The sequence below is a fragment of the Shewanella violacea DSS12 genome, assembly GCF_000091325.1.
Taxonomy (GTDB): Bacteria; Pseudomonadota; Gammaproteobacteria; order Enterobacterales; family Shewanellaceae; genus Shewanella; species Shewanella violacea.
On the sequence record NC_014012.1, the window covers coordinates 3546098 to 3568733 of the forward strand.

The window sequence follows — 22636 nt, forward strand, 5'->3', positions numbered from 1 at the left end:
TGTTTTAAACAAGAATGCAAGTATTTGCCTACTTTTTTGATACTTGCGGCCATACGTTTAGCTCTTTTGGCCATGTTATTGCTTTGATCCATTTGTTTCTATTAGATTAATTCATCGGTTCGATATTAGAAAAACATCACCCAAGTGTGAAAGGCGAATTAAAAAAATGAACTATAAAAATAAAATGATGATCATGGCCGCTCTAGCTGGACCCCTCTCTTTTGGCGTATATGCTGGGGAAAAACAACAAGACGAATCACCATTCTGGCAAAGTTACTTCGTGCACAGCTCGACCTATTTTCAACAACAATCAAGTGTGTCTACCACCAGCAATGGTGATGACTCAAAAACTGTCTCCAGTCAAAACCTAATGTTTGATACCTATGCCATGGGTAGACTCGGTAACAGCACCTACTTTGGCTTTGTCGAAGGTGTATTTGGCAAGCTCAACGGCTCTAAGTCTGACAATCCAGGCCTTCCCTATGGCGATGACCTATTACAAATCCGTGGCCAATTTTCTCAACAATGGTCGGTAACCAAGGAATTATCTGTCGGCTGGAACTATTTCGGCCTCAGCCGCAATATGGCTGCGGTAAATAATGATAACGGCAAATTTGGCTACAGCTTCGATTCGGCCGGTATAGTCTCTACCTACCGCATGGGTAAGTGGATGTTTATGCCGCAACTCAACTATGTGTTCAACGGTGATATGGGCAAGGATGGCATGTTCAACCTTGGATCAGATAAGTTCACCGGACTCTATTTTATGCCTATCGTGCGCAGACAGATCGCCGATAACGGCGCCTACGTCACCTTGCTGCCAGAATACTTTACCGCAGATGGAGATGGCGGCAGTGAGGCAACCTATGTCAAGTTGCAATTCAGAGTCGGCGCCCCTATCACAGATGACGGCAAGCTCTGGGTCAATGCCAGATTCGAGCATCAGAAGCACTATGACTTTATCTATCGGGGAGTCGATCTAGCTCCGGATACTGACACCACAGTTTCTGTGGGTATTCAATACTCTTGGTAAGCCCTCTAGGGAGCTAAACTGGCACTGCCAGCTTGTCTCCCAGCTCCCCCCTCTCTCTTTAAGGTCAAACTATGACAACTGCTAACAAGATGAAGAAAACACCTCTGGTAATGGCTCTGATTATGGCCGGTGCCAGCCTGTTTTCTTTGAGTACTTTCGCCGCTGATAATGGCCAAACTAAGTCGCAATACACCACTTACTATGGCGGCGACATTGTCACCATGGAAAGATCTCAGCCCACCGCCGAGGCCGTAGTCGCCAGTGATAAAGGCAAAATTCTATTTGTCGGCGATAAGAGTGACGCCCTCAAACAATTTCCGGCTTCGCGCACCATGGATCTGGCGGGTAAAACCTTGATGCCAGGTTTTATCGAGCAACACCTGCACCCAGTACTGGCTGCACTTACCCTAAGCATGCCAGTCATAGCACCGGAAGAGTGGAAATTACCCAATAAAACCTGGCCCGCGGTGTCGGATCACCTAAGTTACATCAAGGCCTTGACCCATCTTGAGGCTAATATGCAGGCCGAAGATAAGGCCAGCGGCGTGACAGCAGACCAACAAGACATTCTATGGAGCTGGGGTTATAACGGTTATTTTCACGGTGATATCGACCGAGATATGCTAGATAAGATCTCATCGTCTCGGCCCATGGCCATATGGCATAGATCTGCCCATGAATTTTACCTAAACTCGGCCATGATCTCCCGCCTCAAGATCACTCAGGCAGATATCGACAAATCCGGGGCCGCCGTGGCAAAACAGGTCAACCTTGAGAAGGGACATTTCTACGAGTCTGGTTTCATGGTGTACCTACTGCCGAAAATCTACGCCGATCTTGCCAGTGCCGAGCGCATGATATCCGGTCTGAAGCAGATGGTTACCCTATTACATATGCGAGGAGTCACAGCTTACAACGAGCCTGGAGCCTTTATCCCACCTAATGCGGTGGAACTTTACAAGGCAATCTTGGGCGCTGAAACTACGCCTATGTATTCCTTCTTCACCCCAGAGAGCAAGCTAGCCTTCTACCGCTCAGGCAAAGAAGGGGTCGCCGCCGAGGTCGAGAAGACCACTAAGATGTTCGGCAGCAGCACTAAGGTTCGTTTTTTCGATAAACAAGTGAAAATCATGATGGATGGTGCCATCATCTCTCAGCTAATGCAGATGAAAGATGGCTATCTTGACGGTCACCATGGTGAATGGATCCAGACCCCGGAAGAGGTCGATGCCATCACTAAGATATTTTGGGAGAAAGGCTATCAGATCCATGTTCATGTTAACGGCGACTTAGGCGTCGAAGAGCTGATTAAAATTCTCAAGAAACGTCAGGCCGAGTTTCCCCGAGAAGATCACAGGTTCACCTTAGTCCACTTTGCTAACTCTACCGATGAGCAGGTACGTGAACTCAAGAAACTCGGAGTCATCATCAGTGTGAACCCTTACTATGTCACAGGCTTCGGCGATAAGTTCGGTGAGCTTGGCTTAGGTGAGCAGCGCGCTCACTCAATGGTGAGACTAGCGACAATAGAGAAGGAGCAGATCCCAGTATCTCTGCATTCTGATCTGCCCATAGCACCATCAGACCCTCTCTATCTTGCTTGGAGCGCGGCAACCAGACATACCAACGATGGCAACACACTGCGTAAAGACCTGAGTCTATCCCGTGACGCGGCTCTACGCGGTATTACTATAGAGGCAGCCTACTCATGGCAGATGGAAGAGTCTCTAGGAAGCATCAAGACAGGAAAAATAGCCAACTTCACCATACTAGAACAAAACCCTTACAAGGTTGAACTGGATAGCCTCAAGGATATCCAAGTGTATGGCACAGTATTCGAGGGTAAGCTGTTTCCCGTTAAGCATTAGATTTTAAACCTGCGCTAAGCAAATAGCTTAACCAAAAGATCTAACCAGAATAAAGCCATCTCTATGATGGCTTTCTTTTTATCTTAAATCTTAAAGTGAGCCTTAAACCAGCTTCATCTCTTGACTCACTTCATAAGCAGCCTCATGAGCAATTTCTGCAGCATTCTCTTACTGCCTTGCGAGAGCTAACTAGTTACCCTGGGTGTTAAAGTTTTAAAACCTAAAGCCTGAATACAAAAAAGCCACCCTAAGGTGGCTTCTACATCAACTGCTATATCAACTTCTATACCTACAAGGAAATGGTCTTAAACCAGCTTCATCTCTTGACTCGTTCATAAGCAGCCTCATGAGCAATTTCTGCAGCATTCTCTTACTGCCTTGCGAGAGCTAACTAGTTACCCTGGGTGTTAAAGTTTTAAAACCTACAGCCTGAATACAAAAAAGCCACCCTAGGTGGCTTCTATATCAGCGTCTATTCTCTGCAAGAAAATAGCCTTAAACTAGCTTCATCTCTTGGATTATTTCATGAGCAATTTCTGGCGTAGTACTTACTGGCTTCTCATGTTTATCAGCTTTAAGCTGACCCTTACGGTGCTTGAGCGCAGCCTCGAGCTTCTTCTTGGTAATCGCTATAGCCGGATACATGACATCGTTTGTCCCCGATGCAGAGATTCGACTACCTTCATAATTAGTGCGCAACTCAACCTGATACTCGCCATGCTCTTTAGAGATGGTGACATCTAACGAGATTAGTGTCGGGAAATGAGTGGCTATTTTGGAAAACTTTTCGTTCAAATGTTCTTTGATTGAATCTGTAACATCTACGTGGTGACCAGAAAGATTTATTTTCATAGGTTTTCCTTTTAAGAATTACTTCTAATAATAGAACTGGGGTCTGAGATTCAACATCTCAAGGGCTAACATAAAATTAATTTAAAAATTTACGCTAGCAAGTTATTACTAACTCGGTTAATAGAGTAGTTTCATACTCATACAGACCTGGTAGCCCTATATCCATCCTAACTATTACCATTGTAGTAAGTGAACGTTTAAAGATGAAAGTGCCAATGGGCAGGTATGACAAGGCACCTATAAGGTATGCTTATCACACGTGATTAATCACCAAAAACAGTTCCAAACCAGCTGTCTTAATATTTACTCCTGATGTTAGACAAATGCAAGCCTCGGCTATATCCAATGACTAAAATAAACACAAAACTAAGATAAATGTCATAAAAACAAACAAAACGTTGATATTTTCATCACTCAAAAGACTGATAATTGACCCACTAAAATTAAGCATAAACCATACTCGCTCCCTATGATGATTAATTTTTCTTCACACCGAATCATTTATGTCATACGCCGAAAATGAGAAGCAGTTCTCACTATGTAAATTTAAACGCAAATGAGAATGAAAACAGTTACCAGATTTACACTCCTGATGTAAAATCCTGACCACCATTTGATCTACCTGTTTTCTAGCAGGTTAAACGGACAGCCAAAAAGTGACAGACTCTCAAGTTAAGCAATTAACTATCATGCAAAAAGTGTTAAGCCATTATCCAGCACAAACAGCCTTACTTTCTCGAGTGCTGGCAAGCATATTCGGCGGGTATCTGGTTGCCGCGAGTGCTTGCGGACTCCTCTCTGTGTTATTGCCACTTTCCCCTGTTGATGCAACCTTAGTCGCCACTATGCTCTCCTTCGCCATTTATGCCTGTGCAGCCATCCGCGCCTTCTGTGTAAAATCTTTAACTCAAGTCTGGTTAGAATTACTCATAGTGAGCAGCTCCTTCTACGTCACCATTTCTCTACTGAGTTAATAATGAAAGATACTTTTTTCCGCACCATGACCTGGCTGCACACTTGGGTAGGTCTACTCGTTTGCTGGGTATTACTCTTTGTCTTTTTTACTGGCAGTATCAGCTATTTTCGTCATGAAATATCTCTTTGGACTAAACCTGAACTGCATTCAGGTGTCATGCAGAATTATCAAGAAAGCAAGCTTGCAAACCAGCTTGTCGCAGGTCAGGAGTATCTAAATACACAAGCTCCCAATGCCCGGGATTGGCGTATCTATCTGCCCACAGAGCGTAAGCCCTATCTGAGCTACGGCTGGCAGACTCAACCAGAGCCAGAACAAAGACGAGGACAATTTACCCAGCATATTGTCAGTGCCGATGGCACAAGGATGATTAGCGACGGGCGAGAGTCAAAGGGTGGTGATTTCTTCTATAGATTGCACTTCAACCTGCATTATATGCCAGGCCAGTGGGCTCGCTGGATAGTGGGTTTCTGTACCATGTTTATGCTTATCGCTTTGATCAGCGGGATAGTGATCCACAAGCGTATCTTCAAAGACTTCTTCAACTTCAGGCGAAACAAGGGCAGCCGTTCATGGCTAGATGCCCACAATGTCAGCTCAGTATTAGCCCTACCCTATCATCTGATGATCACCTATACAGGACTCATCACCCTGATGTTTATGTATATGCCCTGGGGCGTGGTGGCAAATTATGATGGCGATTCTCAGGCATTTCGTGCCGATTTAAATCCAAGCCGCATAGAGGCTAAACCTACAGGCGAACCGGCTCAGTTACTCTCGGCGGCGACATTACTACCTCAGGTTAAGCGCTACTGGGGAGATGCCCCTATCAAGCAAGTGGTCATCTCCTCTCCCTATGACACTAATAGCCGCATCAGCTTTTATCGTAACAACGAGCAATTAGTCACAGATAAGCGAACCCAAATAGTCTTCAGCGGGGTAACCGGTGAATTACTCACCATGACACCACAGGAAGAGTCGGCCACACAAGCTACCCTTGATACTTTGATGGCACTGCATACGGTTCGTTTTGCCGATTATATTTTACGTGGTTTCTTCTTTGTCTGCGGTTTAATGGGTTGTGCCATGATAGCCACAGGAGCCTTACTCTGGGCGGTGAAAATACGCCAGAAGCAACAGAAAAAAATCAAAAAAGGAGTGGCTGCCAGTCTAGGCCTGCGCCTCGTAGAAGGACTCAACCTCACCTTCATTGCCGGCTTGCCTCTTGGGACAAGCGTTTTCTTCTTCGCTAATCGCTTACTGCCTGTAGGCATGTTAGAAAGAGCACAATGGGAAGCCAATAGTTTCTTTATCACCTTAGGCTTAGTCGGCATATTAGCCTGCTTTAATCGAAGCTTAAGCAGCTGGCGCTTGGTTTTAGGCCTTGGTGGACTTGGATTTACCTCTATACCTGTGCTCAATGCTATGACGTCACCGAGTAACTTGTTTAGCAATATTGTCAGTCACCAATGGGCATTGGTTGGATTCGACAGCTTATCGATTTTAATCGGATTAGGTTTATTTTTTGCCTTAACTCGATTAGAAAAAATAAGTCAGTTAAGCAAGACTAAACAAGCTAGCATCCAGAGGTCTAGGGAAGATAATACATTGATGACCAAGACAAGAGGAGGTGCATAAACATGCTATCTTACTTAATGATTGTCAGTACCTTATGCATTAGCTATCTTGCCTTCGGCTGTTTGGCCTTAGCCATGTTTTCCAACTTTCGAGACATCTTTAAACAAGCTCCAACGCCGCTGCAGAGCAGAAGCTTATATTGGTCTGGATGGCTCACCCTTGCCTTAAGTTACTATCTGAGTGTCAGTGAACATGGCATGGCTTATGGAACCATATTCTTTACCGGGGTACTTTCTGTGGCAGGACTTTTAGTTATCCTGACACTCAGTTACCGCACTAAATTTTTAGCCATATTCATGGTGTCAGCTTTAGTCGCTAGCCAGGGCTACTTGATAGCTACATAAGCAATTTAAACTATGAGCTAGCATTGGCTTAATTATGATTGAGTTCAGTCATGGTTCAACCTGGTTAATGTACGACTCAGGCTTTTACCTCAAAAGCGCTTTATAAATAGCAATCATGCTAACCTGCAGGCATTACAGCTTAAAAACATGAGTAGGAAATAATATGGCTTTCACCTTGGAAGTGGACTGGGAATCAGATAACCGCCCCATAGACGATGGGGATTTTTGTCGAGACCACAGGATCCACTTTGGCAGCGGCCAAATAATACCAGCGTCATCGGCTCCAGAGTACAAGGGCTGCGACACTAAGGTTAATCCAGAAGAACAATTACTTGGCGCTTTGAGCTCATGTCATATGCTGACTTTTCTCACTATTGCTCACCTCAAACGGTTAAAGGTGTTGAGCTATAAAGATGTCGCGACAGCTGAACTCGGTAAAAATGAGGCGGGGAAGATCGCCATCTCAAAAATCATCTTAAAACCTGTGGTTATCTTCGATACGGATCTTGAGGTGAGTGAAGAAGTCTTGAGCAAGATTCATCAGAAGGCACATGCTAATTGCTTTATAGCCAATAGTTTATCCACCGAGATTGAAGTCATCTATTAAAACTTAAGCTGGTTATTTTCATAGATCCTCTGCTTCGCCAGAGGACGTTTGGTTCGTTTTCACCGTTTCAGGCTCCGCGTCTATCCAGGCAATAAACAACTTATATCCCAGCCCCATCACCACAGCCCCAACAAACAGGCCAACAACGCCAGACATCAGCATGCCACCTATGGCGCCGAGTAAAATAACCAGCATAGGAATATCGACACCACGCCCCATCAACATAGGCTTAAGTATGGCGTCACTGGCACTGACTAAGATGCCCCATACCATAAACATGATAGCCACTGAGGTGGACTCGACCGAGAATACATACACCATGATGGGGGCCAAAATCAAGATGGGAGGCAGTTGAACGATAGCCAGAAGCAGCACAACCAACATCCAGATACCTGTGGCGGGCACACCCACGACTCCCATGCCAATGCCGGAGAGAATCGATTGAATAAAGGCGACCCCAATAACCCCTTGTACCACGCTGCGCACCGTCGCCACCGAGAGTTTCGTCAACTCTTTACCGTATGAACCCGCTAATCTGATGGCTATTTTCTGGCATACCTCACTGGCCCCCTTAGCATTGGTCATAAGCACACCGGCAATGATGATGGAGATAACAAACTGCAACACTGTCATACCAAAACCACCCAAGGCAGAGACGGCTTTAGCCAGAACAGCTTTAATCTCTACAGAGTGGGTCTTAATGACACTGGCTAAATTAGTCGAAGACTGGTCCCAGAAACTATAGAGTTTATTACCTATCAGAGGCAGCTCCGCCACCGATTCTTTAGGCGGGGGAATAACCAAAGTGCCTTGCTGAATCTCACCAATAAAATCTTGAGTACTGCTGACCAGAGCACCAGAGAACAGAAATGCTGGAATAAGCAGTAGGGCCAAAGACACTAAGGTCACTAGTGCGCTTGCGCGAGCTAAACTCAGGCTGGATTTTTTCGATAATTGAGACACCAAGGGGAAAAGTGTGACCGCAATAATCCCGCCCCAAACTATGGGCATGATGAAAGGTTTTATGATCTCAAAACACCAGATCGCTACCAAGAAGATAACCGCAATTTTAATTACCGCATCGACGGCACCTCGAGTAAACCAATCTGATGTGTCTTGATGTTGAGCACTCATCTTTTCTCCTATAACCTTACTTTTAAACCTGCTAAAAATACTATTCACAAGCGCTAACCTTGCTGGTTTTCTTCAAGCTAATATCTCCTATTACCAGCGAACTGAAAGCTGAATAACCGGCTTAGATAACTAGCTTAAATAACAAGTATAGGTACTGAACAAGATGTTATGCCAAGACTCCAGCTCCCCACAAAGAGTCATGCGTAAACATTGCTGGTTAACTCACTTGTAAATCACTCGTAAATCACTTGTAAAAAGAGAATGGACATGAGAAATTTCTAGCCAATTTAATAAATCACGGATCAAAGATGATGAATTTAAAGCTCCCTACCCTATTTGCCGTCATGCTAGGACTCAGTTTATCGGCTTGTGGACAAAAAACAGTTACACAGACTAACTCGGCAGATAAACAAGCCATGCCCTCAAAAGCTGTGCTATTTGCCGATACCTTGTATAAGAATGGCGAAATACTCACCATGGATGGTGATAAGCCTAACTATGTCGAAGCCGTTACTGTGCGTAATGGTAAAATTCAAGCGGTTGGTTCCCTGGAAAGTATCAGCCAATTTAAGGGAGATTCGACTCGCGTCATAGACCTTAATGGCAAGACCATGTTGCCAGGGTTTATCGATCCCCATGGTCACTTCATGTTCGCTCTGCAGATGGTTAAACAGGTCAATGTCGCCTTGCCCCCTGTTGGGAAAATCACAGATATTCCTAGCCTACAGGCTAAGCTCAAACAATATCAGCAAGACAATAAAATCCCCGAAGGAGAATGGGTAGTAGGCTGGGGCTATGATAATGAAGGACTTGCTGAGCAGCGCCATGTACTAAAAACCGATCTGGATGCGGCGCTTCCTAATCATAAGGTCATGATCATCCATGTTTCAGGCCATGGTGCCGTACTCAACTCTAAGGCCTTTGAATGGGCTGGCATAGATGCATCGACGCCTACACCACCAGGCGGCGTCATCGCTAGGGTAGAAGGCTCACAAGAGCCAGCTGGATTATTGATGGAAACCGCTTATCTACCTGTGTTTTCCAAGATGCCCCAACCGAGTAAATCAGACATGTTCGCCCTGATGGACCAGGCGCAACAGATGTATGCCAGCGAAGGTTACACTCATGCACAAGAGGGAGCGACCCATGTCAAAGACATGCGCTTCTTGCAAGAAGCGGCCGCAAAAGGAAAGATCTATCTGGATATCGTCTCCCTGCCACTTTTCCTCGAGATGGATGAATGGCTCAACAAGCCTGAGTTCCCCTTCGGCGAATATACCAATAAACTAAAATTCCAAGGAGTAAAGTTTGTTCAAGATGGTTCGCCTCAAGGAAAAACGGCCTATGTGAGTCATCCCTACCTCACAGGTGGACCCGACGGACAGGAAAACTGGAAAGGTGAACCCACCTTACCAGAAGCAGAGTTCGATACTCTGGTGAAGAGAGCGCTGGATAACAAGATTCAAGTGTTCGTCCACGCCAACGGCGACGCGACCATAGATGAGGTGATAACTGCGGTGGAAAAAGCGGGGATCACCGCCAAAGACGACAGAAGAACCACAGTCATACATTCACAGTTCCAACGCCCCGAGCATCTACAAAAATATAAAGATCTAGGCATGACGCCTTCATACTTCACTAACCACACCTTCTTCTGGGGAGATGTGCATATCAAGAACATAGGCAAAGAAGCTGCCAACTTCATCAGCCCGATAAAGTCCGCCACCGAACTTGGCCTAATTTACTCCAATCACACCGACTTTAATGTCACCCCGCTAGACCCTATGTTCGTCATGTGGACAGCCATGTCACGAACTTCAAGGACTGGACAAGTCATCGGTGCAGAGCAAAGAGTGGATGCTTACACGGCACTGCAAGGTTTGACAACAGGCCCCGCTTATCAGGTGTTTGAAGAGGATCGCAAAGGAATGATAAAACCTGGGCTACTGGCAGATTTTGTGATCTTAGATAAGAACCCCATCACAGTCGCTGCCGGCGACAGTATGGACAAGGTAAAGGACATTCGGGTCATGGAGACCATTAAACAAGATAAGCTTATCTATGAGGCTAAATAGCCTTAATCACTAGGGCTAATCAGTAAAGAGTAGAGCGTAGGATATGAGCGCTCTGCTCAATAATACCAATCAAGTCAATTTAGACATGCTTAAGACTGAAATGAAGAGAGAAATAGCAGAGAAAAGAAAATCGGAAGCTACCAGCCTGGGAACTGCTTGGCTGATAACCTCCTAAAAATTTCGGCCTTGGTGAGAGAACCGAAACAGACATAAGCCATGCCTGTCATAAAAAAGATCTTGGATAAGCATCAATATGCATTATCCATATATCTTTAACTAATTAATTTTATTTAACGATCCCTTAATTACTCAATTATTACTTACTACTAATGTCATCGGCCATGCCTTTTCCTGGCAGCGGCAATGCCTTTAGTGGCTTTATAGGCTTCTGCACCAGCTCATCTTTAAGGTATGAAATAGCCTTCTCAAGCTGAGCGTCGTGGCCGGTAAAGGTGGCATAGGGTAAGTTATCCACCTCAATATCTGGGCTCACTCCCCGGCCTTCGAGGATCCAACGACCGTCCATAGCATATTGAGGATACTCGGCGACGCGTGCCATACCTTTGTCCGTCAATGAGTTGCGTCCCGACAGCCAGACACCCGCCCCCGCAGTCTGTTTACCGATAAGAGGCGCTATGCCTAGGGCCTTGATGCCGGCAGAGAAGGTCTCACCATCTGAATAGGTGAGCTCATCGGTCAAGACAACCAAATGGCCACGGAAAGTCTGCTGCATATTCGCATTTGGTGTGCCACGAGTCGGTTGCCAAAATGCCCAAGTACGGCGCAGTAATTTTTCGATGATCCAGCTGTCGATATTACCGCCACGATTACGACGCACATCTATGATCAAACCTTCTTTCTCATAGTTGGCGTAAAACTCACGGGCGAAGCTGGCAATATCACCACTGCCCATGGCATAGAGGTGCAGGTAACCAATTTTACCTTCACTCGTGTCACTCACCTTAATGCCGTTATGGTTAACCCAGTCTAAGTATCTAAGCTTGGCATCACTGCGAATCGTCACTGGCTTGACTATGGTTTTATGCTGTTTATTGCCACGTTTAAGTTGGAGTAATACCTGCTTCTTCGCCTGATTTCTCAGGAAATGGGTCACATCGGCAACATTGGTTACCTTCTTGCCATTGATGGCTACGATTATGTCCCCTACTTCGGCATCGACACTCACCTTAGCCAGTGGCGCTGCTTGAGCGGGTAACTCGGGATCATTCTGATAAATATGAGTGATCTTAACCCCGGCTTTCGTCTGCTCGAGACGCGCACCTAAACTGGCGGCTTTAGCCATCTGCTTATCTTTATCCAGATCGCCACCGCGAACCTGAGAGTGAAGAGAGTCTAGCTCTCCCATCATCTGCTTAAACAGATCGTTGAGTTCGTGTCTATCCGTGAGTCTATCAACCATAGGCTGGTATTTCGCCTTGGTCGCCTGCCAGTCTAGGCCACGCATCTTCTTATCGTAGAAAGAGTCTCTGTGCATTAACCAGGCATCTTCAAACATCTGTTGCCATTCAAGCCTTGGCTCTATGGCCAGCTGCCATTGTTGTATTTGCACCTTGGCATTGGTCAGTTCTTTAGGCAATTTATCACCGGCATCGACAATGAGCATATCTTTGCCGCCATGATTAGACTGGCGAAGAAATAACTTATCACCCGCTGCCGACAAGCTGTAACTGGCAACATCTTTAGCAAATGTTTCTACTTTAGGGCTTAGAGGATCGTATTTCAGCCGTTTCAGGCTGGGCTTACTGCCACGAGTAACGGCGCGGTCAAGAAAATAGAGGCCATCCTTGTTCGCCGTCAATGCTGAATAGTTACCAGATGGGACTGGGACCTGCCACAGTCTCTGGCTCAGGCCACTCCAGTCGACTGTCACCTTATTCGATGATTTTTTGTCTTTATCATCAGCTTCAGGCTTAAGTAATTCATTAGGTTTTTGAAAAGCAAACCTGGCATTTTTATCTAGTGCCAAGGCAAATATTTGACTGCGTTTGTCGAACATGGGGCCTAAATTACGATCGCCCCAGGGCGAGGTAGGTGTAGAATTAAACTGCCTATCGGAGAGGAAATAGAGCCAGTTACCATCGGTACTAAACGCGGGGGAATATGATTCATACTTGTCACTGGTCAGGGTCTCAGCACGCTGTTTAGCTAACGAGTAAAGCACTATTTTTGGTCTGGATTTACCGATTTCTGACTTAGTTAAAGCCATAAATCGACTGTCACCGGACCAGACAATATCGGCATAAGGGCCCAGCCCCTCACCTCGGGTGATGATCTTCTTGTGTCGATTATTTCTCAGATCCAGTAACCAGATGTTACCGTCATAATCATCACTGGCAATGTATCTTCCATCTGGTGACACACTGAGCGACATACGCAAGGTATGTCCATTATCGGTTAACTGTTTAGCACCATTGCCACCATCGGCGGGGAAGCGCCAGATCTCTTGTTCACCGGAGGCATCGCTGATGCCATAGACCCATTTCCCATCAGGACTCATCACAGCATTGCGGATGCGACTGTTACCAGGGAGTGCGATTTCCACCAGACGTGAACCATCAGTGCCCGCTACGGCCACATGACTTCTTGCCGTTATCACGACCTTATTCCCAGAAGGTGAAAGACGAGTCGAAGTGGCATATTTCATCGGGTCGTTGACCCAATGTTCACGGCGCTGTGGAAAATCTGACACTAGCTTGATATCTAATGTGTGGCTGCTATTGGCTGCGATATCATAGAGCTTAATATCGGCGCCCTGCTGAAACACTATGCGACCATTATCTATGCGTGCACCGCGTACCTGCCAATCGGTAAATTGAGTATGCTGCTTAAAATCTTTGCCAGCTAATGTCATCGACCAGATATTGTCATTGCCATCGCTGTCACTGATGAAATAGAGGCGATTATCCCAGAGCATAGGTTGGCGCACTGAGCCGGTATGATCCGATGTTAAGCGCTGAGCTTCGACCTTAGAACCCAATTTGAAACGCCAAAGCTCACCTTTAGCACCGCCGCGATAAACCTTGGCGTTGTCACCGGTAGCCTGTAAGCCAAAACGAGTGAAATACAGATACTCGCCTTTATCATCGATAGTGCCTTCGATGGCATCGGCAAGAGGCAGGTCTTGAGTCTCTAAGGTCTCAGGGTTAACACTTCTGAGCACCCAATAGTTGGCAGGACCTAAGGCATTATCCGTGCCATACAAGACCTGACCATCCGCCGTCCAGCCCTGAACTCGCACTCGGCTATTTTCGAAACTGATCCTCTTTGCCTGACCACCTGTGATAGGGATAACATAAACTTCGCTACTGCCTTCGTAGTTAGCCACATAGGCTACCCAGTTGCCATCTTTCGATACACTAGCCCCTAACTCTTGTGCCGGTAAACTGGTCAACCTTTGCGCCTGGACCTGATCGAGTTTCTTGGTCCAGAGATCGCCCTCGGCGGTAAACACTAAGGTATTACCGCTCAGTGCTGGGGCGCGAAAATAACCAGGATGAATGGTATCTGCTGAAAAAGCCGACAAAGAACTAAGGCTGCCAAGCGCTATCAAGGTACAGGCAACAGAAAAGCGAAGTTTCATGATTAACTCGTATTTATTATTAATATAATTTCCAAGGTAAACAAGGTAGCAAACTTTTATCAATCAAACAGTAAAAACTAGCACCCAAATCATTAGCAAGTGTGTACAAGCGAGTAACCACAGCTAGCCGGTTAAATAACAGAGGAAATGGCATGTGATGAACTGAAATGATTAGCAAGTATGCGAACTAGTCAAGACAGCTAACATATCGAAATCTGTCTTTATCCTCACTAATACTTATCCTCTTAAATCACATGGGGGATGGGACGTTCGCACAAACAGAAAGATACCCACAAAAAAAGGCAGCTATCATATGGATAACTGCCTTTATCCTCTTAAATCACAGAGGAATGGAATATGCTGAACGACTACTGCCAGCTAGTGTTCGATTATTTCAGCCTTAAACTCATTCCACCTTTGATGCTGAGGATGCTCAACCTCTTTGAGACGAGGATATTGCTTGGCAATCTTGGTAGCTAGCTTCTCAGCCTCAGCCCACTGCTTCGAATCGATTAAATGTTGCAGATGATTCAATGCCTGTTTGGCACTCACTACGGCCTCTCGTTGTGGCACACTCTTATTAGGTAAGCCATTACTTGATAGCGCACTTTTTAATGAAGCTTGATTTGGTGAAGCATAGTTTGATGAAACATCGTTTGATGAAGCATGGCTTGATGATGTCTGCTCATCTGACGTCTTGTTCGGCAATGTCAGTTTACTCGGAGCCTCGGCGCCTAGCTTAGCACTGTGTTCAGTGCCATGACCATTGCGATATTCAGTGCGATAGACTTCACCCGCCTGCTTCATTTTCGCCTCGTCAGCCCCAGTAAACTTCGGAGCCGATGCTGGCATAGCGGCGCTCTGCGCTCTTGGTGCTTGCCTGAGTGCACTCTTCATATTGGCACTTTTATTACCTTCAATATTACCTTCAAATCTTGCACCATCGCTAACACCTGAGCCTAATGATTCACTCTTCATACTGTCACTGTTACTAGCTTCAAAGCTTGCACTATAATCTGAGCCTAATGACTCACTCTTCATATTGGCACTGTGACTAGCTTCAAAAATATCGTCATCGACTGCATCAGCCAGTCTAGGCTCAATCATCTCCATCATCATGGGGATATCATCGGATAAACTTATTTGAGAGCTATGAGGATTTAACATGATCACAGTGACCACCAGCATCACGGAAGCCGCCGATGACAATGCCCATCTATTGTTTCGCCAAAAACTTTTATCCACTCTCACCACGTTGTCAGCACGTTTATCACCGGTCAATTGCGCCTTATGCTGACTGTTTTCAGTTGAAACTTTATTACTCACGGCGCTCGACTCTTTGGCCATTTTTATAATGGTTTCATCGAGTTCTCTGCTAGGTTCCTCTTTGGCCTGCAACTTATACCAAGTCTGCAGCTCAATATCGAATTCCTCAGCTTGCTCTGTAGCAGGCTTATGGTGTTGATCATCTTTCATTTTGAACCTCCTGCCACTTATTCATCACACAGGCTTTCAGACCTTGGTTTGCATAGCGAATACGACTCTTGGTCGCTTCGAGCGTCACGCCGACTATGTCTGCAATGGCACCGGCGGTAAAGCCCGCCTCCATATTCAATAACAAGGCTTCTTTCTGCACCGTAGGCAATAATGCTATGCAACGTTTAAGCAGGTTAGCCTTGGCACTATCTTCCATCGCCCTGTCCGGTGACATCTGATCACTGGGAAGAAACGCTTCGCCGTCTTGCTCTTCGGCGAATGTTTCGCTAAACAGATCCACAGGTTTTACCGCCCTGACGTGATCGATAAGCAAGTTATGCGCTATCCGATAGAGCCAGGTAGTAAATTTAGCATCGGCCTGATAGCTGGATGCGGATTTGATGATCCGCCCCCACGTCTCCTGATAGAGGTCTTCTGCAAGCTGTTTATCCCCTATCTGGCGGACAAAATAACGATACAAGCCACCCTTATGTTTTAGATAGAGAGTTTCAAATGCCGAGGTGTCTCCTTTGGCATAGTTCAGCATTAAACACTGATCTATTTCCGTCTCTGTCGCTTTATCTTGCCCTAACGCTTGTGCCACACACCTCTCCTGCTGAAACGCCTCTTCCTTCGATCCTAAACCTATCGAAAGAGAGACTATAGATAAACTAGTCACGGAAAGTTTGCACCCCCTGAACACCTTTGTCTATCTCAAGCTGATATTCGGCAGATTTTATGTGAGGCGCTATGTATTTTGGTTGAACCTCCAGCAAAGGTTTAGGCATGAGATCCTTGGGAATAATGACCCTAGAGATGTTTTCACCTTCAACAACAGCCTCTTGCCCAGCCAAAAGGCGAGCAGTTTTAGCGAGCTGCACAAACTCATGACGATAACCAAACGCATCTTGGCCCATTGCAGATTTAGCCAGTTCGATCATCTTGGAATAGCTCAGATCATGGGTATAGAGATTGTGATTAATCAATTGACCGAGTCCGGCTACCGCGGCGGAAAATCTATAATCATCGCTTGCCTGAGCTAAGGTGTTAATCCCTGAGTTCCGTTTGATAGCATATGAGATCAAACGGCTGGTATCTTCCCCTATAGGTTTATATCTCAACTTGAGAAAGGCTATCTCATCCCGGCTGTATTTTTCCACACCTGTGGCAGCATCATAACCATATCTGAGCTTGTCGTTGGCCTGATTCGGGCTATCGACATAGCTTATCTCATAGAGAGCTGTGACCCTGTGGCCCGCGCCTATCTCGCCCGCATCGACCTTATCATTATTAAAGTCTTCACGATTGAGGGTTCGATTTTCATAACCTATTAAACGATATTCGGAGACAATTGCCGGATTAAACTCCACTTGAATCTTCACATCTTTGGCTATGGTCAATAGGGTCGAACTCAGCTCATCCACCAGCACCTTACGCGCCTCATTGAGGGTATCTATGTAGGCATAATGACCATTGCCCTTATCGGCAAGTTGCTCCATCAGGTGATCGTTATAGTTTCCTTGGCCAAACCCTAAGGTCGTTAGTGCTATACCTTGGTCACGTTTGCTAGCTATCAGGTCCATCAAGGCCTGATGGTCTGTCGTGCCCACATTAAAATCACCATCGGTAGCCAAGATCACCCGATTGACACCACCTTGAATGAAATGTTTCTGGGCGAGTCCATAGGCCTGCTGGATCCCGGCGCCTCCATTGGTCGAGCCCCCGGCCTTAAGATTATTCAATGCCTGGTTGATTGCATAAATGTCATTGCCTTTTACCCCGTCGAGCACCACACCCGATGCGCCAGCATAGACAACGATGGAGACATGATCTTGCTCACTCAGTTGCTGGGATAACATCTTTAATGATGTCTTTAGCAGTGGCAGCTTATCTCGCGAATTCATCGAGCCGGAGACATCGAGCAGGAAGACTAAGTTGCTTGCTCCCAGCTGGGACTTATCGACTTCATATCCCTTGAGACCAATCCTGAGCAACATCTTATGGTCATTGTAAGGAGACGGTGCCAGCTCGGTATTGACACTGAATGGCTGCTCGACTGTAGAGGGAGTAGAATATTGATAATTAAAATAATTGATCATCTCCTCGACTCTAACCGTACCCTTCTCTGGCAAGCGTCCCTGATTTATCCAACGTCTCAGTGTGGTATAGCTGCCGGTATCGGTATCGATTGAGAAAGTAGATACCGGAATTTCCCCCGCCACCATGATGCCATTGGCTGTCTGGCGCTTAAAATTATCGCTACTGCTCGCTTCTCTAAACGCTGGTAAACCCGGAGCACTCATCTGCCCCATGATATGATTGCGGCTCAAAGATTTCATCTTAATCATGCGCTCACTCGCCTGCTTACCAGCCTCATAGGAGCGACTCGATACATCAATAGACATGTCGGCAGATTTATCATCTGAGATGGCTTGCTCGGCCAATGTTCTATGCTCAATCATGGCATCATTGGCTTGCACCCTCATCGGCAGGCTCTGTGGGGCGTTGCCTTCAGACGTTTTAAGCTCGACATCTCTAGCTTCGGTAATCTCTTGCTTAGCCACAGATTCACGCTCTTTTTCTGCAGCAGTTTGCTGTTCACCGCAAGCCGTCAAGGCCAATAATAGCGAAACCGAGATGAGTGATAATCCAAACCCTTGCACACTTTTCAGTTTCGAAGGGAAGTAAACTGCACAGTGAGATGTTGAATCTTGAGCTGGTTCTGCTTTTGAATAAGCCATGACCCTGTCCTTTTATCTGTTAATAATCTTATAAACGCAGACAAAAGCTAAAAGGGTTATTTTAGATAAGATAGAGAAACGAACCGATTTATAAACCGATTTATAAACATAAAAAAACGCCACTCAGCCTTGAGACTCAGTGACGTTTAGTCAAACTATATCAGCAAGCGCTCAGCGCTTGCTGATAGGCTTAGAAGTTAGCCAATTTCTCTTGCAACTTAGCATCTTTAGCTTCAACTGCAGCAGCTGACTTAGCACGTTCCTCTTTTACCGCTATGGCCAAATCGTCATCACCCACGGCTAGCATTTGTGCCGCTAAGTAACCCGCATTTTTGGCACCAGCGCTGCCGATAGCCACAGTGGCAACAGGTACGCCGCCAGGCATCATCACAGTAGATAGAAGAGCATCATGACCTTGAAGTGGACCACAGTCCACAGGGACTCCAATCACTGGACGGGTTGTTATACCGGCAACAGCACCGGCCAAGTGGGCAGCCAGACCGGCGGCACAAATGAACACCTTACAACCGCGTTCTTCTGCATCATGCACATAGGCGTGAGTCGCAGCGGGAGTACGGTGAGCCGAAGTCACCTTAGCTTCGAATCGAATACCAAAGCCCTTAAGCACCTCTAGGGTAACTTGCATAGTGGGTAAATCAGAATCAGATCCCATCAAGACAGCAACGAATGGTTTGCTCATTTTTAATCCTTATGTAGGGTATAGCTTAGAATTAGTTATAATTATCGGTGTATTATAATGAAATAATACACTTGGAGTAAATGGCTCCCCCAAACCTGTCCCTAATTATCACCCAGCTTGATCCTCACTGCAAATAACTAATGCCTACTGACTAATAACAAAAACACAATTGTGTGTAGCAAACAATTGTGTGTAGCAAACAATTGTGTCGTCAGATAACAAGTTCTAAGTATCCTTTTAATGAACTTATTTGGCTGGATTAGTTATTTGATTGACTGAATACGTTAACTTAGCTGTTATTAGCCGCCTGCCCTGCTGGGAAGCGTTAGGTAACAATGAAGTTATGAGCTTCTATGACATTTTCTAATAGCAGAGGTCACTGGATCCCGGCTCAAAAGATCTACCTGAAAGACGAAAAGTAACGATAAAAAATGAGCTTAAAAAAATGGCTTCTGTAACCGAATTACACAAGCCATTTTTATGTCGAACTATGAGTTTAATATCTCAGGCTATATTTTCAGGCTGTGCCTGCATTATGCCAAACTGTGCCAAACTCTGGGTTCGGCAACTGTCTTAGCCAAAAAATAAACGCCATAGCCAAGAGGAGTCGAGATCTTTTTTACAGGTCTGGTATTGTGCTGCGTAGCGTCTAGATCTGGCATCCACTTTATCGGCCACTTTTACCAACCAGGCTTTTTGGTTATAACTCTTGCGCTTATAGCCGCCCCAGCCTTCGTGATAGTTCAGATACTGATTCCTAGCATCCCACTTAGAGACCCCATTAATTTTATTGGTTTTATAGATAAACCAGCCCATAAAATCCATGGCGTCATCGAAATCACTGCGACTAGACCAATAATTACCAGTCTCTTTGACATAATCATCCCAAGTCATGGTCTTAGCCTGGGCATAGCCGTAGGCATCACTGGCACGTCCAATGGGAATGAAGCCGAGAAAATACTGCATAGGTGGCGCAGCATTGTGCTTAAAGGAGCTCTCCTGATACATCATGGCCAGGGGGACATGAACAGGTACGCCCCACTTTTCTTGAGTTTTCTGTGCGGCGCTATACCAGTCGCGATTCTCCTGGTAGATGGAACACAGGTTTTCAGGATTTTCCGGCGGAGCCGTGGCGCAACCTGAAAGTAATAATGCTAAAAAAGCTGCTGTTAAAACCGAAAATCCTTTCATATGTGCGGATACCATGTGTAATGCAGACTGGACTTAATAAGTCGTGGGATTAATCAAAACGTTAGTGTCACATCCTTAGATAAAAGAAGCAATTAACCTTGTTGAAAAGTGTCCGGCATTAACCTTTTATTACAGGTTAGTTCACTGGTAATTCACACTCATGGGCTTCTTCAAGCCAAATAACCGGTTGCCAAAATTTAGAGTCATTGCCACGATAATTTTTATTGGTATTAAATTTAGCGGCAAAATGATATCTGCGATTAGCCTCGACTCTGATCACTAGGTCTTTAGGCATCCTGGCGGCTAACTTAACCTTCAGAGATGGTGCACTGATCAATTCAGCAAAGGTAAAGGTATGTTCACCTGTAGAAAGGTAGTAATTCGGTTTAGAGATGACGGGCTTGCCGTCTAAATGCGTCACGACGGCTCTATAGAGGTCTTGACTCAAATCTGGGTCGAGATAACCTGAGACGACACCACATTCCAGACCACGATCTGACTGTGAGGCGCAGCCGGAAAGTAACATAAACATGGAACATAGAAGGAGTAATGGTTTCAAATCTTCACTCTCAAGGAAAAGTTTTATCTAATTCATCATTAAATGTCGACGCACAAGATCAAACCCACAAGCTAAAAATCCTTTAGCCTGTGGGTTTACTATTTATGAAGGGATAGCGACCTTAGGTACTGATTTTACCTGGGTTTCATCTTGGAAGTAATCTTCCAGAAATGCCTCAAAACTCTGAGTAGACTCGGCTTCCATCTTAGCTTGCTTGGATAAGGAGTCTAACGCAGCCTGTCGGTATCGACTGCTAACCTGCTCGGGCAGCTCATATTCACTCAACATCTTATGATATTGCTTGGCTAAGCTCTTGACCCACAAACCATGATCACTTTGACTCTCCTGCAAGTTAGACATCACCCTTCCAGACAGGGTTAAATCAGGATTCTTGACCGCGGCTAGCCAGGTATCTAATGCCTGACGGTAATGATTTTCGCCATCACTGTCCAACAGCTCGGCAATGGAGCTTAAAGATGAAAAAATCTGCTTCATCCAATCGGTCATAAGGACTGAATGTCCATTATTGCTTAATTCTAGACCCGGCTTGCGCCCTTCCAGAATGACGCGATTCAAGTTAGCGGATATTTCGGCTTCTTCGTCCTCAGCGGATAAGGGAGAGTCGCTCAACAAGCAATAAAGAAGGAACATATCTAAGAAGCGCACTTGAGATGCTTCTATGCCTATCGCGCTGTATGGATTAACATCTAAGGCGCGTACTTCAATATATTCGACTCCGGCTCGCGCCAACGCCTGTGAAGGTTTCTCACCATCGAGAGTGACTCGCTTTGCTCTGATTGGTGAATAGAATTCATTCTCTATCTGCAGCACATTAGCATTAAGCTGTCTAAACTCTCCATCGACCTTAACGCCTATTTTCTCAAAATTAGACGAAGGCATATTGATGGCGTTTTGCATTCCTTCTAGAAACTTATCTAGTGAATCATAGCTGATGCTTAATTTGTCTTGTTCCTTGTTGGTGTAGCCAAGGTCACTCATTCTCAATGAGGTTGCATAGGGAAGGTACAGAGTCCCCTTGCCTATTTTTTCAAACTCTATATCTGTTTGCTGATCTTTTATGAAGGAACTACACAAGGCCGGGGAAGCGCCAAAAAGATAAGGCAATACCCAAACCAGGCGCCGATAGTTACGAATGAGCCCTAGGTAGGACTCTGAAATAAAGTCGGTTTTTGACCCCAGCTGATCGCTTAAAAGATACAAGTTATCCCAAAGTGACTGAGATACGGAGAAGTTAAAATGAACCCCAGAAATAATCTGCATCTGAGCGCCGTATCGATAGGTGAGTCCCTTACGATATAAACTCTTCATCTGCCCTGAATTTGAGCTACCGTATTTTGCAATAGGGATCTGGTTCACATCAGGGACATAACAGGGCATGCTCACGGGCCATAGACCTTGCTGAGGCAGGTTTTGCACCGTAAATGCGTGGGTATAGGTCAAATCTTCAAGCAGGTCATCAACATCGCTGAAAACAGGAGTGATAAATTCAAGCAGAGATTCACTATAGTCAGTGGTTATTCTGGAATGTGTGAGCGCAGCACCTAGTGCTATGGGATGAGCATCTGTCGCCAGAGAGCCTGAAGCACCTATTCTTAATGCTTCGCGTTCGATGCCGCGTTGCATCCCCTGTAGTGCTTTACGCCCCTCAGAGTCAGAGAGATGTTCGATCAATGCATTGAAAGAGTTCAATATTTTATTCTCTAATTTTTTGTCATCATTTTGGCTTGTCAGGAACAGTTCCGCTAACTGTGCATGTTGTTTCATTGACACAATCGACGGCGCTTTACTCCCTCAGGCAAGTCATCTTTTCTAAGCCATAA

The 22636-nt window shown here is 45.6% G+C and carries 17 protein-coding genes; 7 read left to right on the plus strand and 10 right to left on the minus strand.

Annotated features, from left to right (window positions below):
* Window positions 1–166: 166 nt before the first annotated feature.
* Entirely contained in the window at window positions 167–1033 is an 867-nt protein-coding gene (locus tag SVI_RS14740) for a hypothetical protein (protein ID WP_013052402.1), read from the plus strand.
* A 71-nt stretch (window positions 1034–1104) separates the two neighbouring features.
* Window positions 1105–2901, plus strand: coding sequence for an amidohydrolase (locus SVI_RS14745; protein ID WP_013052403.1), 1797 nt, complete (start codon window positions 1105–1107; stop codon window positions 2899–2901).
* Window positions 2902–3396: 495 nt separating this feature from the next.
* Here the strand turns inward: SVI_RS14745 and hpf are convergent, their stop codons facing one another.
* Window positions 3397–3753, minus strand: a complete 357-nt coding sequence (gene hpf, locus SVI_RS14750) for a ribosome hibernation-promoting factor, HPF/YfiA family (RefSeq protein WP_013052404.1) — start codon at window positions 3751–3753, stop codon at window positions 3397–3399.
* Window positions 3754–4442: 689 nt separating this feature from the next.
* Between hpf and SVI_RS14755 the strand changes: the two genes are divergently transcribed.
* The 4 genes from SVI_RS14755 to SVI_RS14770 all read left to right on the plus strand — a co-directional run bounded on the left by SVI_RS14755 (window position 4443) and on the right by SVI_RS14770 (window position 7318).
* Window positions 4443–4727, plus strand: coding sequence for a hypothetical protein (locus tag SVI_RS14755; protein ID WP_231847731.1), 285 nt, complete (start codon window positions 4443–4445; stop codon window positions 4725–4727).
* Window positions 4728–4729: 2 nt separating this feature from the next.
* Complete coding sequence (locus SVI_RS14760) at window positions 4730–6367, plus strand: PepSY-associated TM helix domain-containing protein (RefSeq protein WP_013052406.1); 1638 nt, start codon at window positions 4730–4732, stop codon at window positions 6365–6367.
* Window positions 6368–6369: 2 nt separating this feature from the next.
* Complete coding sequence (locus SVI_RS14765) at window positions 6370–6711, plus strand: DUF3325 domain-containing protein (RefSeq protein WP_013052407.1); 342 nt, start codon at window positions 6370–6372, stop codon at window positions 6709–6711.
* Window positions 6712–6874: 163 nt separating this feature from the next.
* Window positions 6875–7318, plus strand: coding sequence for an OsmC family protein (locus SVI_RS14770; RefSeq protein ID WP_013052408.1), 444 nt, complete (start codon window positions 6875–6877; stop codon window positions 7316–7318).
* A gap of 18 nt (window positions 7319–7336) precedes the next feature.
* Here SVI_RS14770 and SVI_RS14775 read toward each other — a convergent pair whose 3' ends face one another.
* The gene (locus tag SVI_RS14775) at window positions 7337–8452 is read right to left on the minus strand and encodes an AI-2E family transporter (protein WP_013052409.1); all 1116 of its coding nucleotides are present in this window, start codon (window positions 8450–8452) and stop codon (window positions 7337–7339) included.
* A 308-nt stretch (window positions 8453–8760) separates the two neighbouring features.
* Between SVI_RS14775 and SVI_RS14780 the strand changes: the two genes are divergently transcribed.
* Entirely contained in the window at window positions 8761–10527 is a 1767-nt protein-coding gene (locus SVI_RS14780) for an amidohydrolase (protein WP_049791109.1), read from the plus strand.
* A gap of 316 nt (window positions 10528–10843) precedes the next feature.
* Here SVI_RS14780 and SVI_RS14785 read toward each other — a convergent pair whose 3' ends face one another.
* The 8 genes from SVI_RS14785 to gshA form a co-directional block, all read right to left on the minus strand.
* Window positions 10844–14128: a S41 family peptidase gene (locus SVI_RS14785; protein WP_013052412.1), complete on the minus strand. Its 3285-nt coding sequence runs from the start codon at window positions 14126–14128 to the stop codon at window positions 10844–10846.
* A gap of 378 nt (window positions 14129–14506) precedes the next feature.
* Window positions 14507–15604 (minus strand): hypothetical protein, encoded by a 1098-nt coding sequence (locus SVI_RS14790; protein ID WP_013052413.1) that lies wholly within the window; start codon window positions 15602–15604, stop codon window positions 14507–14509.
* A complete protein-coding gene (locus SVI_RS14795; RefSeq protein WP_013052414.1) occupies window positions 15594–16208 on the minus strand; it encodes a sigma-70 family RNA polymerase sigma factor in 615 nt (204 codons plus the stop codon). The genes SVI_RS14790 and SVI_RS14795 overlap by 11 nt, the downstream gene beginning before the upstream one ends.
* A 67-nt stretch (window positions 16209–16275) precedes the next feature.
* On the minus strand, window positions 16276–18345 hold the full coding sequence (locus tag SVI_RS14800) for a vWA domain-containing protein (RefSeq protein ID WP_013052415.1): 2070 nt from the start codon (window positions 18343–18345) through the stop codon (window positions 16276–16278).
* A 190-nt stretch (window positions 18346–18535) separates the two neighbouring features.
* Complete coding sequence (gene purE, locus SVI_RS14805; RefSeq protein ID WP_013052416.1) at window positions 18536–19045, minus strand: 5-(carboxyamino)imidazole ribonucleotide mutase; 510 nt, start codon at window positions 19043–19045, stop codon at window positions 18536–18538.
* A 573-nt stretch (window positions 19046–19618) separates the two neighbouring features.
* Window positions 19619–20236, minus strand: a complete 618-nt coding sequence (locus tag SVI_RS14810; protein WP_041419996.1) for a transglycosylase SLT domain-containing protein — start codon at window positions 20234–20236, stop codon at window positions 19619–19621.
* Between the two features lie 136 nt (window positions 20237–20372).
* Window positions 20373–20795: a hypothetical protein gene (locus SVI_RS14815; RefSeq protein ID WP_013052419.1), complete on the minus strand. Its 423-nt coding sequence runs from the start codon at window positions 20793–20795 to the stop codon at window positions 20373–20375.
* A 102-nt stretch (window positions 20796–20897) separates the two neighbouring features.
* Window positions 20898–22580: a glutamate--cysteine ligase gene (gene gshA, locus SVI_RS14820; RefSeq protein ID WP_049791111.1), complete on the minus strand. Its 1683-nt coding sequence runs from the start codon at window positions 22578–22580 to the stop codon at window positions 20898–20900.
* Window positions 22581–22636: the final 56 nt, after the last annotated feature.